Annotated in this window: 17 protein-coding genes; 15 read left to right on the forward strand and 2 right to left on the reverse strand. The window is 48.7% G+C overall.

Going from position 1 to position 13,820, the window contains the following annotated elements:
* Nucleotides 1-148: 148 nt before the first annotated feature.
* From MKY01_RS08785 to MKY01_RS08855, 15 genes are all read left to right on the forward strand, one after another.
* Nucleotides 149-1,150, forward strand: coding sequence for a beta-ketoacyl-ACP synthase III (locus MKY01_RS08785; protein ID WP_339286272.1), 1,002 nt, complete (start codon nucleotides 149-151; stop codon nucleotides 1,148-1,150).
* The gene (locus MKY01_RS08790; protein WP_339286273.1) at nucleotides 1,140-2,432 is read left to right on the forward strand and encodes an ATP-grasp domain-containing protein; all 1,293 of its coding nucleotides are present in this window, start codon (nucleotides 1,140-1,142) and stop codon (nucleotides 2,430-2,432) included. The genes MKY01_RS08785 and MKY01_RS08790 overlap by 11 nt, the downstream gene beginning before the upstream one ends.
* Nucleotides 2,429-3,424, forward strand: coding sequence for an NAD-dependent epimerase/dehydratase family protein (locus MKY01_RS08795; protein ID WP_339286275.1), 996 nt, complete (start codon nucleotides 2,429-2,431; stop codon nucleotides 3,422-3,424). Before MKY01_RS08790 ends, MKY01_RS08795 begins: the two co-directional genes overlap by 4 nt.
* Entirely contained in the window at nucleotides 3,418-4,278 is an 861-nt protein-coding gene (locus tag MKY01_RS08800) for an MBL fold metallo-hydrolase (RefSeq protein WP_339286277.1), read from the forward strand. The genes MKY01_RS08795 and MKY01_RS08800 overlap by 7 nt, the downstream gene beginning before the upstream one ends.
* Nucleotides 4,275-5,603, forward strand: a complete 1,329-nt coding sequence (locus MKY01_RS08805) for a F390 synthetase-related protein (RefSeq protein ID WP_339286279.1) — start codon at nucleotides 4,275-4,277, stop codon at nucleotides 5,601-5,603. The genes MKY01_RS08800 and MKY01_RS08805 overlap by 4 nt, the downstream gene beginning before the upstream one ends.
* A gap of 69 nt (nucleotides 5,604-5,672) precedes the next feature.
* Complete coding sequence (locus tag MKY01_RS08810; RefSeq protein WP_339286280.1) at nucleotides 5,673-6,593, forward strand: SDR family oxidoreductase; 921 nt, start codon at nucleotides 5,673-5,675, stop codon at nucleotides 6,591-6,593.
* A 214-nt stretch (nucleotides 6,594-6,807) separates the two neighbouring features.
* Nucleotides 6,808-7,389, forward strand: coding sequence for a DJ-1/PfpI family protein (locus tag MKY01_RS08815; protein ID WP_339286282.1), 582 nt, complete (start codon nucleotides 6,808-6,810; stop codon nucleotides 7,387-7,389).
* Entirely contained in the window at nucleotides 7,386-7,964 is a 579-nt protein-coding gene (locus tag MKY01_RS08820) for a GNAT family N-acetyltransferase (RefSeq protein ID WP_339286284.1), read from the forward strand. Before MKY01_RS08815 ends, MKY01_RS08820 begins: the two co-directional genes overlap by 4 nt.
* Nucleotides 7,961-8,836, forward strand: coding sequence for a serine/threonine-protein kinase (locus MKY01_RS08825; protein ID WP_339286285.1), 876 nt, complete (start codon nucleotides 7,961-7,963; stop codon nucleotides 8,834-8,836). The genes MKY01_RS08820 and MKY01_RS08825 overlap by 4 nt, the downstream gene beginning before the upstream one ends.
* A 100-nt stretch (nucleotides 8,837-8,936) precedes the next feature.
* On the forward strand, nucleotides 8,937-9,305 hold the full coding sequence (locus MKY01_RS08830) for a hypothetical protein (RefSeq protein WP_076327072.1): 369 nt from the start codon (nucleotides 8,937-8,939) through the stop codon (nucleotides 9,303-9,305).
* 2 nt (nucleotides 9,306-9,307) lie between these two features.
* Nucleotides 9,308-10,024, forward strand: coding sequence for a GNAT family N-acetyltransferase (locus MKY01_RS08835; RefSeq protein WP_339286287.1), 717 nt, complete (start codon nucleotides 9,308-9,310; stop codon nucleotides 10,022-10,024).
* Nucleotides 10,024-10,242, forward strand: a complete 219-nt coding sequence (locus tag MKY01_RS08840) for a hypothetical protein (RefSeq protein ID WP_339286289.1) — start codon at nucleotides 10,024-10,026, stop codon at nucleotides 10,240-10,242. Before MKY01_RS08835 ends, MKY01_RS08840 begins: the two co-directional genes overlap by 1 nt.
* Nucleotides 10,243-10,309: 67 nt before the next feature.
* Nucleotides 10,310-10,696 carry a hypothetical protein gene (locus tag MKY01_RS08845; RefSeq protein ID WP_339286290.1) on the forward strand — a complete coding sequence of 129 codons (387 nt, stop codon included), beginning with the start codon at nucleotides 10,310-10,312 and terminating at the stop codon, nucleotides 10,694-10,696.
* A gap of 247 nt (nucleotides 10,697-10,943) precedes the next feature.
* A complete protein-coding gene (gene murI, locus MKY01_RS08850; RefSeq protein ID WP_339286291.1) occupies nucleotides 10,944-11,726 on the forward strand; it encodes a glutamate racemase in 783 nt (260 codons plus the stop codon).
* A gap of 24 nt (nucleotides 11,727-11,750) precedes the next feature.
* Nucleotides 11,751-12,302, forward strand: a complete 552-nt coding sequence (locus MKY01_RS08855; protein WP_339286293.1) for a histidine phosphatase family protein — start codon at nucleotides 11,751-11,753, stop codon at nucleotides 12,300-12,302.
* 68 nt (nucleotides 12,303-12,370) lie between these two features.
* Here the strand turns inward: MKY01_RS08855 and MKY01_RS08860 are convergent, their stop codons facing one another.
* A complete protein-coding gene (locus MKY01_RS08860; RefSeq protein ID WP_036610220.1) occupies nucleotides 12,371-12,733 on the reverse strand; it encodes a DUF423 domain-containing protein in 363 nt (120 codons plus the stop codon).
* Nucleotides 12,734-12,797: 64 nt separating this feature from the next.
* Nucleotides 12,798-13,727 (reverse strand): type I pantothenate kinase, encoded by a 930-nt coding sequence (gene coaA / locus MKY01_RS08865; RefSeq protein ID WP_036610217.1) that lies wholly within the window; start codon nucleotides 13,725-13,727, stop codon nucleotides 12,798-12,800.
* Between the last annotated feature and the right edge of the window lie 93 nt (nucleotides 13,728-13,820).

Raw genomic sequence — 13,820 nt, forward strand, 5'->3', positions numbered from 1 at the left:
AATTCAGCCGAAATGTCCGTTGCTCACGTAGTTTTCCTACGCTCCGCTACTCCATTTCTAGCTTCATCCCATCTTCTCGGTACTGAAAACCGGTCTTTTTGAATACGAACTTATATATCAGTCAGATGAACAGAAAGAGGTTGGGGAAATGCAACTTAGAAGAGTAAGGATCGCAGGGACAGGGAAGTACCTGCCTGAACAGGAAGTCACCGATGAGGAACTGGATCGCCGCTTGGACGTGCCTGCGGGCTGGGTTAGCAAAGCTACAGGCGTAGGTGTACGTCATTATGCTTCGGGTGAAGAAACCTCCTCTTTCATGGGCGCACAGGCTGCGGAAGCTGCACTGGCGGATGCAGGATTACAATTTAGTGATATCGACTGTCTGGTGTGTACCAGTGGCACGAAGGAACAACCGTTGCCAAGTACGGCGGTATTTATCCAGCAGGCCATGGGGCAGCAAGATTCGGGCGTACCTGCCTTTGATATGGATGCAACCTGCCTAAGTTTCCTGAACGGACTGGATGTGATTTCCTATATGGTAGATGCTGGACGTTACCAGCGAGTACTGCTCGTAGCCACTGAGATTGCCTCAGCCGGACTGAATTGGTCGGATAAAGAAAGTGCGGCCCTGTTCGGAGATGGAGCGGCCGCTGTTATTATTGAGCGTTCGCCTGAAGGGTCATCCTCTCAGATTGTACATGCTTCCCTTCAAACCTACAGCCGAGGTGCTCGCTTCTCGGAGATTGCAGGTGGAGGTACACGGCTGCATGCTTCGAATTATAAGGCGGATCAGCCTGAACCCTACCTTTTTCATATGGATGGACAGGCGATCTTCCGCATGGCTTCCAGACTTTTGCCTGGATTCATTGGTGATATGTTGCAGGCGACCGGGAATCGAATGGAGGATTTCCAATTGGTCATTCCCCATCAGGGAAGTGCCATGGCGATGAGACTGATCCGTAAGAAGCTTGGCATTGCTGAAGATCGGTTTATGGACATCACACGAAATCACGGTAATACGATTGCGGCATCGATCCCGATGGGTCTGCATGAAGCGATTAGACAACAGCGTATTCAGCGTGGTGATCGGGTGTTGATGATTGGCACGGCTGCCGGATTATCATTGGGAGGACTCATTTTTGACTACTAGATCTGGGGAAACCAGACATCGTACAGTTGCTTCTCTCCGTGTGCTGCTTACAGGAGGAAGGGCTCCCGCAACGCTCGATCTGGCACGCATGCTTCGTCGGGCAGGCCATCGGGTCTATGTTGCGGAGAGTGCCTTACGGCATCTGACCAGATCATCCAGTGCAGTGGAACAGTGCGCTGTGGTCCCATCGCCGCGTCATAACACACGTGCGTATCTGGCAGAACTGGAACGGTTGGCACAGGATTGGCAGATCGACCTGTTGATTCCGATGTGTGAAGAAGTCTTTTATGTTGCCCAAGGGGCAGACAGATTGCGTGCATATTGCCGTGTTCTGGTTACAACTCTGGAGCAGCTGCATGAGCTGCACCATAAATATGAATTTATCCAGCTTGCAGGGTCATTCGGTCTTTCGGTTCCAGATACACACCTGATCCACAGTCGGCAGGAATGGATGGAAGCTCAGTCTTTATTGGGAAAAATAGGGGGTTGGGTATGGAAACCGGTGTATTCCCGCTTCGCAGCCAAAGTTCGCATGCCAACACTCATGACCGATGACGCTGGGGCAGGGAGGGATAAGCAAGGAAACGTAAGCGAAAAGAAACGTCGACATTTCCGTAACGACCCTCCAGAAGAAGGGCAGTTATCCGTTGCTACACCTTGGGTTGCACAGGCCTACATTCCTGGTCAGATGTTGTGTACATACAGCATAGCGCATGAAGGGCAACTGGTTGCACATGCCACTTACGACAGTCGCTATCGTACAGGAAGCGTGGGAGCCAGTGTTTTTTTTGAACAGGTGGAACATGAAGGTGCCCTTGCGTGGGTGAGACAATTTGTTGAGGCAACGGGGTTTAGCGGACAGATTGGGTTTGATTTTATAGAAGGTCAGGATAGGCGAGTGTACGCGATTGAGTGTAATCCGAGGGCAACGAGCGGGATTCATCTGTTTCACCCCGGAGATGACTTGGTGCGTGCACTAACTGAACCGGAGACGTTGGTAAAAGAAAGAAAAATGATCACGCCCGCACGTGGCACCAAAGCCATGCTCATGCTTCCCATGCTGGGAAGCGGGTTGCAGCAGATCTTAGGCAAAAGGAAGCTCCGTGCATGGATAGCTGCGTGGCGTGGAGCCAGGGATGTGGTCTATGTAGGGCAGGATATCCAGCCTGTATTTGAACAATTCGGAGTGGTGCTAGCTGCATGGCGTCTGGCAAGATCGCAGAAGTGCTCGCTGACTGAAGCTTTGACTCATGACATAGAATGGAACGGTGAACAACAATGAATAGAGCATTGGTTACAGGAGCTACGGGATGTCTGGGCAGGCATCTCGCGATACGACTTGCTAAAGAGGGATGGGAAGTCACTGGCATGGGCCGACAGCCAAAGGTTGGTGCAGAACTTGAGTTGGCAGGAATCCGATTCCTGAATGGAGATATACGGGATGAGGCTGCAGTGAACAAAGCGTGTACGGGACAGGATGTGGTGTTTCACTGTGCAGCTCTATCCTCGCCATGGGGCCGATATCGTGACTTTTATAGCAGTAATGTAGAAGGCACACAAAACCTCATTGATGGCTGCCTGCATAATGAGGTGCAGCGATTCATACATGTCTCAACTCCGAGTATATATTTTAACTACAACCCGCGGTATAACGTACATGAGAATGATCCGTTGCCATCCAAACCAGCCAATCATTATGCAGCCACGAAGCTTCTCGCTGAGCAGGTTGTAATGGAGGGGCATGCGAAGGGACTTCCATCGATCATGATTCGACCGCGAGCCATTTTTGGTCCGTATGATCAGACGTTATTTCCCAGAATTGTCGCAGCAAACGCAAAATCAGGCGTGCCCATGATCGGTGGTGGACAGGCGTTGATCGATCTGACATGTGTGGATAATGTGGTAGATGCCTTGTTGTTGTGCCGCGATGTTGATGCCGCAGCACTCGGCAGAGCTTACAATATCTCCAATGGCGATCCGAGAGCGTTCAGTGAGTTGGTGAGCAGCCTGTTTGGCATGCTGGATATGCCCTTGCGTCGTCGAAACATTCCTTATCGGATGGCATATGGTGTGGCAGCGTTGCTGGAGCGAGTTCATGGCTATATTCCTGCGTTGGGTGAACCTGCATTGACACGGTATACAGTCGGCTCCTTATCTATTCCACAGACATTGGATATTACGGATGCACGGGAGCAATTGGGATACATCCCTCGGGTGTCCATTGAAGAGGGATTGCAACAATTTGCAGACTGGTGGAGGGCTGAATCATGCTGACAACAACTCCGGTGAAACTATATTTGGGTGCGGCGGGTTACTGTACACATCCAGAGTTTCTGACGCTGCGTGGTGGTCGATTGAGTCCAGTACATTTCCCGGCAGGATTTGCCTGCATCATTCATCCCGTACATGGACCGATCCTGTTGGATACGGGATATAGTTCCCGCTTTTTTGAGGAAACGGCTCATTTGCCTAATGCAATGTATCGTCATATTACACCAGTGGTCTATCGTGAAGAGGATAGTGCCGTTCATTTTTTGGCTCGAATTGGACTGAAAGCTTCGGATATTCGGTATATCATCCTCTCTCATTTTCACGGCGATCATATTGCGGGTGTACGAGATTTCCCAGAGGCACAATTCATCTATCTGCCAAGAGCCTATGATGCTGTGCGCTCACTTGGTCCGATTGCGGCTGTAAAAGCAGGTTTTCTTGCGGGGCTGTTGCCCGAGGATTTTATAGTCAGATCATTGCCAGTTACGTGTGAGCCTGAGCGATGGATAAGAGCGGGGGAAGCTTTCCCTTTTGATGAGGTCTACGACATCTTTGGTGATGGCAGTCTGCTTGGGGTGGATGTATCCGGTCATGCGGAAGGCATGATGGGACTCCTGTTGCGTACAGAAGAACATGACTATTTTCTCTGTGCGGACGCGGTATGGTCGAGTCGGGCTTTTCGTGAACAGCGCAGACCGAATATTCTTGCTGGAATCATTATGTCGAATCGACAGGAATACCATCGTAACTTTGACAAGCTGGTTCAGCTGCATCAGCAATTTCCCCACATTCGGATTGTGCCGAGTCATTGTCGAGATGTACTGGACGCTTGGGGTGCAGGAGGGCTGAAACGATGAGTAATACCTTTCGTATTGTGGTTCATTATGCACTCGCACGTGGGCTGCGAACATGGAAAACACGAGAACAGCTTGAGCGCTGGCAAGAGCGCCGGATTATTCGGCATGTTCATCAGATCCGTGCCCGATCTCCGTTTTACCGGAAGTGGTGGGGTGGCGTGGGCGCAACCGACTGGAGAAGCTTTCCGTTGATTGACAAATCAACCATGATGGAACATTTTGATACACTGAACACGGTGGGTATTACCAAGGACAAAGCTCTGGCTCTTGCAGGTGAAAGTGAAGAAACACGTGATTTCAAACCTTCCATTCAAGGCGTGACGGTTGGACTGTCTTCGGGCACGTCAGGGAACCGGGGGATATTTCTGGTGAGTGATCGGGAGCAGGATGCGTGGACGGGTACGGTGCTGGCCAAGTTGCTGCCTGGTGGACTGTGGAAACCTGCGAAGATTGCGTTTTTCCTGCGGGCCAACAGTAATCTGTATGAATCGGTGCAACGTGGCAAATTGCAGTTTCAGTACTTTGATCTGCTGGAACGTGTGGAGACCTTGGTTAAGCGGCTGGAAACCTACCAACCTACCGTGTGGGTGGCTCCTCCATCCATGCTGCGTCTGTTGGCGGATGCGTATGTGGCAGGATATCTGACTGCTGTACCGGATAAAATCATCTCTGTTGCCGAGGTGCTGGACCCCCTAGATCGCAAGGTGTTGGAGCAGGTCTTCGGACAGACCGTTCATCAAGTCTATCAGTGTACAGAAGGGTTCCTGGGTGCGACCTGTCGTTATGGCACACTGCATTTGAATGAAGATATCGTGCATATTGAAAAAGAGTTCATTGATCCGGCCACCCGGCGGTTTGTGCCCATTATTACGGACTTCTCCAGAACATCACAGCCGATCATCCGGTATCGGCTGAATGATATTCTGACCGAGGCGGCGCTGCCATGTGCCTGTGGTTCCCCGTTTACTGCCATTGAGCGGATTGAAGGCCGCTGTGATGACACGCTTTATTTTTCAAACATGCATACGGGTGAGGCGGTACCGGTCTTTCCGGATTTCGTTACCCGTTCGGTCATTGCGGCTTCGCCGGATATTGAACATTATCGTGTGGTACAGCAAGGGGACGGAACAATGGAAGTATCCCTTCGGCTTGGCGGGAACGCGGTGCTGGAGCAGGTCGAGACGGATGTACGGGGTGAACTTATGAAGCTGGGAGAGCGGCTTGAATGCACCTTACCTGAGATCAGATTTGTACCGTATACGTTTGAACCGGGACTTACGAAGCTGCGCAGGGTGGAGAGACGGCATAATGGAGTGGCGGATTAAGCAGCAGGGGCCGTGCGGTATAGGTAGGAACGGGAAGTAAGTAATTTACCGAGGAAAGAAGGACACACCGTGACAGTAGAGGAAAACTTAACAGAAGCCGGACAGGGACGGATTAATGCAGGTTCTGATGTAGTGAAAAAGACGAAGGAAGGAACTAACGCTCCGGTGGCCTTAATTACGGGTACATCCAGTGGTTTCGGTATGCTTACCGCGATCACCCTTGCCAAGCAGGGATACCTTGTTGTTGCTACAATGCGTGATCTGAGTCGAAGAGAAGAATTGGTGAAACTGGCTGAACAGGCGGGGTTAGCTGAACGTTTGCAATATGTGCAACTGGACGTGACCGATGCTGAATCCGTGCAGAAAGCTGTGCGGTCCGTACTTCATAATAATGGCCGAATCGACATGCTGGTGAACAATGCAGGATTTGCGGTGGGCGGGTTCATTGAGGAAGTATCGATGGAGGATTGGCGGCGCCAGATGGAAACGAATCTATTTGGATTAATCGCCGTGACACGTGCGGTCCTGCCTGTGATGCGTGAACAGAAGCAGGGGTTAATTGTTAACTTGTCCAGTGTCAGTGGTTTGTCCGGTTTTCCAGGGTATGCGCCTTATGCTGCCTCCAAATTCGCTGTGGAAGGATTCACGGAAAGTCTGCGCCATGAGATGTCTTCGTTTGGTGTTCGGGTGGTATTGGTTGAGCCAGGCTCTTATCGCACGCCAATCTGGAATAAAGGTTTGGGTGAGATTCACCAGAGCGAGGACTCTCCGTATAAGCATAAGCTGGACGCGGTTCTTCGTTATTCCAAACATGCGAGCGAGACGGCACCTGATCCACAGGAGGTAGCTGATCTGATTGGCCGAATTGCACGGATGCGTGCACCAAGACTTCGATATGCTTTGGGAAAAGGTTCGCGTGTGCTCATCATAGGTAAAGTACTGCTACCCTGGAAGTGGCTGGAGTGGATCATCGCCCGTGGATTAAAATAGAGATAAGGTACGAGTCACGATTGCGTAATTTCCGAATGGGAGGGGTTAGCCATATTTGAATTTATCGTCATTATTTTACTTCTTGCGATTGTGGGTCTGCTCTTTCATATCAATAGCAAGCTGCCAGCGCGTGACCGGGTGAAGGAAGCAATGGAACGGGATCGGAATCAGAAACATAATCAGGATGCTCCAAATTAAAACGCGGAGGTTACCAATGAAAATGGCATTCGTTTTGTTTGATGGACTGACTTTCCTTGATTTTGCAGGGTTTTATGATGTGATCAATCGGTTGAATTTCTTTGAACCTACCAAAGGAACGAAGTGGGAAACCTGTGCCATGACAGATCAGGTCACGGATGAGTCTGGTCTAACGTTGAAGGTGGATCGAGTGAAGCCTGACCTGTCGGAATATGATCTCGTGTTTATCCCCGGAGGCATGGGAACGCGCAAGCTTCGATATGACGAGGCCTTTGTAGGTTGGCTGAAACAGGCTGAGTCTGTCCCTTTGAAGGTTTCGGTGTGCACAGGCTCTCTGCTGCTGGGTGCAGCTGGTTTTTTATCCGGCAAAAAAGCAACAACACATCCCCGTGCATATAATTTGCTTGAGCCGTATGTCACCGAGGTGATTCAGAGGCGGATTGTAAAAGATGGAAATGTAATTACTGCCGGTGGAGTAGCCACGTCCATTGATCTGGGGATTTATGTTGTTGGGTTGCTTGCAGGGCAGGAAGCGGCAGCGAATGTAAAACTTCAGATCGATTATCCTTATGAGATGCAGGGAGTGGTCGAAGAATGAATGAAGGCCGAAAGCAAGAGACCTATACCTTTCGCAATATTCAGCGGGATGAAGCAGGCATTTACTGGCCTTTGCGACTGGAAGCACTGAAAACACATCCTGAAGCCTTCGGGGCTTCGTTTGAGTTGTCCATTCAGATCCCCATGAATGAAGTACAGGAACGCATACATAATGAGCCCGATGATTATATTCTGGGAGCATACACAGAAGAAGGAACTTTGGCGGGAATGATGGGTTTCAAAAGGGAACACGGCCTAAAGCTCAGGCACAAAGGCATGATCTGGGGCGTCTATGTAGCTCCGCCATATCGGGGGAGTGGGCTGGCTTCGCGTTTGCTCCGCGAGGTGCTGGATCGGGGAAGACATCTGGAGGGCATCAAGCAGATTAATCTGAGTGTAGTGACAACGAATGAATCAGCCCGACGTTTATACGAGCGATATGGATTTGAAGTCTACGGCATCGAGCGTAACGCATTGGAAGTCAACGGTCAGGGATATGATGAGGCGCATATGAATTACTTTTATACGGAGCATTCAACATTGAATGAAGATACCAGCACAGGAGGAGTCCGATGACAGATCAAGTTGAACTCGAGATCGATGGTATTTCCTTTGTTTTAAAAGAGTCTCATTCTTTCGATTGGTTACAGCCATTGGGTACGGTCTTTCGCGTATTCGATCAGCAGGATTCGGGGAATATCTCCTTCGGTATTGTGCAAAAGGATGGAAAGAGATTGTTCGTAAAGTATGCGGGAGCACATACAATTCATGCGAATCATACGGGAAGTCCCCCGGAAGCCATTCTTAATCTGAAATCATCTGTTTCCGTTTACGAAGATTTGGCGCATGACACGTTGATTCGACTAACGGATCATTTTGCAACGGATGAGGGGTATGCCTGTGTATTCGATTGGGTGGATGGGGAGTGTTTGCATTCCCACTGGTATTTTCCGCCTCCGGCCAAATATGAAGATCCGCGTTCGCCCTACTATCGGTTCAGACAGCTTCCTGTTGAGACACGCATTCGGGCAATGGAGCAGATTCTGAATTTTCATATCGAGGTGGAACGAAGAGGTTATGTGGCTGTTGATTTGTATGATGGCAGTCTGATCTATGATTTTGACAGAAACTTTATGAAAATTTGTGATATCGACTTGTATCGGAAGGGCTCTTTTACCAATACCATGGGGCGCATGTGGGGATCTTCCCGCTTTATGTCCCCTGAGGAATTTGAGTTGGGTGCACCCATAGATGCGGTTACCAATGTATTCAACATGGGGGCAATGGCGTTTGGGTTGCTTGGTGGGGAGAAAGATCGTTCCTATGACAGATGGGATGCCGGAGAAGCATTGTATCAGGTTGTGATACGTGCAGTGAGCGATGATCGGTCCGAGCGGTACGCATCGATTGCGGAACTTGGTGAGGCCTGGAAACAAGCTACGATTTAAGGTCAATGAGTGAGTGGTGGAATTTTCGCAAATGTGCAAAATCCATTCGTATACGTGTGTGAAATCCCGTATAATGGAAATTATTAAGGGGGTGCAGATGATGTGCAGATATGCCTTGTCAGGACCATATAAAGACATCTATGCATGTTTCATTTGTCGCAAATCATTTAAACAAGTTTCCAGACATGACCTGAGCCCTGAGGTGGTGGCACAACTTGAATATAAATGCCCGCAATGTGCCACATCTATGGTTAGCATGGGACACGATTTCCAGGCGCCCAAGCAAAATGATACCAAACAATGGACCAAAGTGATGATGCTGTACCGTCATGGTTATACCTATCATAATTGCGGGTGCGGGGCTGGATATCGTCCTGCAGAATTACGTCAATTATCCGAATTTCTGGAGCAACAGGAAGCTGGTAAAGGCAGTGTAGGCAAACGATTATTGCAAAGGTTAACTTCTTAGTTATGGTTCCAAAATCGAACCTGTCGTCTATGGAAATGTTGAAAATACAGGTGAGTACTTTATATACGATCAACGAGCAGCAGCGTCTTTTAAGCATCAACGAGCCGGGTGGTGGGCAGGCTCCAGCCATTTTTATCGGTATGACTTCTGCCAGTTCACTGATCTATTATCATGAGCAGTTACCGCCGGATCTAATGGATGAGTTGGGGAAGGATTGCGAGCTTCCGTTGGATATTCCGAAACTAATTCGCAAGGTGGAAACCTTTGAGCTAGTTAACCGTGTGTGGATGGGACCCGCCTATGCTTTTCCTGAGATATCTTACGAGTGGAATCAGAAGGTTCAGTTGATTGGTCAGGAGCAGCGTTATTTGCTGGCAGAGCATTTTCCTGAATTAACAGATCACTTATATGAAAAAAGCCCTGTTGCCGCTTATGTTATTGGGGATTCTGCTGTGGCAGTGTGTTGCTCCGCGAGGCTCTCCAATCATGGGGCGGAAGCTAGTTTGTATACGGCACCCGGTTATAGAGGACATGGATATGCAGCGGAGACAGTAAAGTGCTGGCAGTATTATGTCAAGGAGCGTGGGCGCATGCCAATCTACAGTACATCTTGGGATAATCTCGCTTCACAGCAAGTTGCCCGTAAACTCGGATTAATTCAGTTCGGTGTGGATTTCAGTATCACAACTGTGGATTTGAGGAAGGACTGTGATGTCTGATGATTCGCACTTTCGTACAAAAGGATCTGAAGTATGTCATTGAAGCGCATATCCGAATTTATCGAAACGAGTATAATTATGATCATAGCTTTGCTGAATTTATCACCCATGGCGCGCGTAGATTATATCAATCTGTGGGCTTTGAAGTGAAGGAAGTCCGCAAGCAGATGTTGTCAGGTCAGGAGCTTACCGAAGAACAATGGGAACTTGTTCTGTAGTTGGCCGAGGGCTTGAGCATGAAAGCCGAGTCTGTTGCGTTAACTCGTTGTTGAAAGGAGTGGTACAGTGAATCAGAGAAGACTGATTCTGGGTTTGTTATCCGTATGCACAGCATTGACGGTAGCAGCATGTTCGATTCGGACAGAAGACCAAGCATTAACAGCATCGATTGAAAGCAACCTGCAGCAGATGGTTAGCGACCCTGTCCTCCTGACCAGCAGCAATCCGAATGATTATATTGCTGGTAACCGGGAGGCTTACGACGACATCTTGAATACGGGGGAGGCAGGACTGCCTTTCCTGCTACAGCAGCTCGAATCCAGTCCGGATAATGGTCTCAAGGAATGGATCATGGCTCAGGCAAGTACTGAAATGCTCGGAGAGCTTAACCCTGTAGAGGCGTGGCATAGTGGCAAGGACTGGCTCAGACAGTATAAAATGAGCGTAGAATAATGGCTCATCTTCTCTATAGTACCTGACTTAGCGGAAGTAATGGAGGGGGCGGAATCGATTCTGAAGAAGCGATAGCGTTCGCCTTTGTCTCCGATCAGAAGAACGATCCGTAACCGGAATGGTTCCCGCAAGCCGTCAAGCACTGTAGTGTGTGATGAGCCGGAAGTACAAACCTCACCTCCAGTCAGCATGAGCAGCATTGAGAGGTTCTTGGAACCCGAAAGAATACATTATAGAGGTGAAATCCTTGAATAAGAAAATTGCTTTTTTTGATTCAGGCATCGGTGGTTTAACCGTTTTGCATAAGGCATTACAACAGTTTCCAGAAGAAAAATTTCTGTATTATGCGGATACCTTGCATGTCCCCTATGGAACGAAGTCTGCGGATGAGGTTAGAGGACATATTTTTGATTGTGTGGAAGCCATCGTTCAGGAGGATGTTCAAGCCATCGTGATTGCTTGTAATACAGCAACAAGTCTGGCTGTGAAGGATCTGCGCGCCAAGTATGATATCCCGATCATTGGCATGGAGCCTGCGGTGAAACCAGCCGTGGAGATGAATCGTGATAGTGGAAAGAGAGTGCTTGTATTTGCCACGGCCCTCACCTTGAGCCAAACCAAGTATAACGAACTGGTATCACGTGTTGATGATCACCACAGTGTGGATTCCATTGCGTTGCCGGAACTTGTGGAATGGTGTGAACAGCTGGATTTTGATCCGCGCAAAATCGCTGATTATTTCCGGTTCAAACTGGCAGATCTTGATCTTCAAGGGTATGGCACAGTGGTGCTTGGCTGCACGCATTATCCATTCTATACGTCCATTCTGCGCACGGTTCTGCCCGATCATATACAGATTATTGATGGCAGTACAGGTACAGTGAACCATCTGAAGCAGCGGCTTGGACTGGTGGCTCAACATGGAGACAGAACAGGGGAACAGGTCACTTTCCTCAGTTCATCAGGCCGACCGGAAGAGCAGGAGAAGATGTACAGTGCACTTCAATATCTTGAGATGAACTCCAAGTAAGTTACACCATAGGAGGTGATAGCTATGCAGTCCATTTATCTTATCCGTCACGCCAAGGCCACAGGGCAGGAACCCCATGCAGAGCTTACAGATGAAGGGATCAGGCAGGCTGAAAAACTTGCAGATATCTTGGCTCATCATTCCATAACGTATATTGTCTCCAGTCCATGGAAAAGGGCCGTTCAGACGGCTATGCCACTGGGCATAGCAAGGCTGCAACATATACATACGGATGAACGTCTCCAGGAGAGGGTACTTAGCTCTCTTGATCTGCCTAACTGGATGGATGTACTGAAACGTACATACGATGATGTGGATTGGATGGAAGAAGGCGGGGAATCTTCGAGAAACGCGGCTACAAGGGGGCTGGCACTACTGGAAGAGTTGTGGAGCAGACCGGAACAGCACGCGGCCGTGGTTACACATGGAAACTTGTTATCACTGCTTATTCGTGAGTATGAACCATCCTTTGGTTATGAAGAGTGGACCAAACTGTCTAACCCGGATGTGTATGTGCTGGAGAGACAACGACCGGATGCAGGGCTGTCCACCATTCGAAGAATCTGGACAGATTAAACAGCAAAAGAGTGCTCCAGCGATATTATATCAGCCAGAACACTCTTTTCGTTTATCCACGGGGCATACTACAATGCAGCAATCATGATCATAACCCATCCAGCCAAAAATGCGACTCCGCCAAGTGGGGTAACGGCTCCCAATTTGCGAACACCCGTCACACTTAAAACGTACAGGCTGCCAGAGAACAGGATAATCCCGGCGAACATCAGCCATCCGGCAAGCATGACGAGTGAAGAGGATTCAAGACGGTCTGCCAGCAGTCCGATCAGGATGATGCCCAGTCCGTGGATGAGGTGATATTGAACACCGGTTTCATAGATTTTGATCATGTCAGCGGATAGTTTGCGCTTGAGCGCGTGTGCGCCAAAAGCACCCAATGCAACAGCCAGGAACATCATAATACTGCCGAGTATAATCAGGGTTTGCAATGTGTTTTTCTCTCCTTTTAAGGGTAATTAGATATAACATCAAAGTGTACTGCACGAGTGTTGTCTACAGTTTGCGCAATTGAATCTGCCCAATGGAGTGATCGGCTTCCTTTTTCAGAATCAGTCTGGCACGTCCTTTGGTTGGCAAAATGTTTTCATGCAGGTTTTTGGCATTGATATCTTGCCAGATCTGGTTGGCCGTACGTACGGTTTCTTCTTCATCGATATTGGCGAATCGTTGATGGAAAAAGGAATCTGTGTTCTGGAACGCTGTATTGCGGAGTAGCTTGAAACGCTCAACGTACCAGTGTCGTATATGCTCTTCTTCCGCATCAATGTAGATGGAAAAATCGAAGAAATCACTAACCAGCAAAGGCGTTTCCTTTTTGATCTGAAGTACATTGATACCTTCAATAATGAGAATATCCGGTTGACAGATCTGCTTCTCTTCTCCTTGAATGACATCGTAGGCGAGGTGAGAGTAGACGGGTGCTTTCACTTCGGGTTTGCCAGATTTCACATCACCCATGAACTGAATCAGGGATTTGATATCATAACTTTCCGGAAATCCCTTGCGGTTCATGATGCCCTTCTCTTGCAGCACCGCATTGGGATATAAGAAACCATCGGTTGTAACAAGGTCAACCTTCGGGCTATTCTTACCTCTGGCGAGCAGTGCCTGTAGTAAGCGGGCCGCTGTACTTTTGCCCACGGCAACACTCCCCCCGATTCCAATGATGTAGGGAGTGGGGAGGGCTTCTTTTTTCATAAAGGAGGCCGTCAGTTGATTCAGCTCTCGTGAAACTCTTGCATATAGGTCAATAAAGTGGGTAAGAGGCAAATATATATCTTCGACTTCTTGAATCGATACCTCTTCATTCAATCCCTTTAACTGTTCTAATTCGGCTTCCGTCAGTGGAAGAGTGGTCTGATGTTCTTTAAGTTCAGCCCATTCCTTGCGGTTAAACTCGATGTAAGGAGAGTATAAATTCATGAGATCCCGCTTTCTGTATGTAATATAATTGTGGACACAACCTTTAGTGTATCAAATTTCAGGAAACTGACAACACCTTTACATTGTGCCTTT

This window comes from Paenibacillus sp. FSL R5-0486 (assembly GCF_037975155.1).
GTDB lineage: Bacteria > Bacillota > Bacilli > Paenibacillales > Paenibacillaceae > Paenibacillus > Paenibacillus amylolyticus.

Bases quoted from the DNA above. Each gene is read 5' to 3' on its own strand.
- MKY01_RS08785 (WP_339286272.1), top strand. From the start codon at position 149: ATGCAACTTAGAAGAGTAAGGATCGCAGGGACAGGGAAGTACCTGCCT.
- MKY01_RS08795 (WP_339286275.1), top strand. From the start codon at position 2,429: ATGAATAGAGCATTGGTTACAGGAGCTACGGGATGTCTGGGCAGGCAT.
- MKY01_RS08800 (WP_339286277.1), top strand. From the start codon at position 3,418: ATGCTGACAACAACTCCGGTGAAACTATATTTGGGTGCGGCGGGTTAC.
- MKY01_RS08805 (WP_339286279.1), top strand. From the start codon at position 4,275: ATGAGTAATACCTTTCGTATTGTGGTTCATTATGCACTCGCACGTGGG.
- MKY01_RS08815 (WP_339286282.1), top strand. From the start codon at position 6,808: ATGAAAATGGCATTCGTTTTGTTTGATGGACTGACTTTCCTTGATTTT.
- MKY01_RS08820 (WP_339286284.1), top strand. From the start codon at position 7,386: ATGAATGAAGGCCGAAAGCAAGAGACCTATACCTTTCGCAATATTCAG.
- MKY01_RS08825 (WP_339286285.1), top strand. From the start codon at position 7,961: ATGACAGATCAAGTTGAACTCGAGATCGATGGTATTTCCTTTGTTTTA.
- MKY01_RS08830 (WP_076327072.1), top strand. From the start codon at position 8,937: ATGTGCAGATATGCCTTGTCAGGACCATATAAAGACATCTATGCATGT.
- MKY01_RS08835 (WP_339286287.1), top strand. From the start codon at position 9,308: ATGGTTCCAAAATCGAACCTGTCGTCTATGGAAATGTTGAAAATACAG.
- MKY01_RS08840 (WP_339286289.1), top strand. From the start codon at position 10,024: ATGATTCGCACTTTCGTACAAAAGGATCTGAAGTATGTCATTGAAGCG.
- MKY01_RS08855 (WP_339286293.1), top strand. From the start codon at position 11,751: ATGCAGTCCATTTATCTTATCCGTCACGCCAAGGCCACAGGGCAGGAA.
- coaA (WP_036610217.1), bottom strand. From the start codon at position 13,727: ATGAATTTATACTCTCCTTACATCGAGTTTAACCGCAAGGAATGGGCT.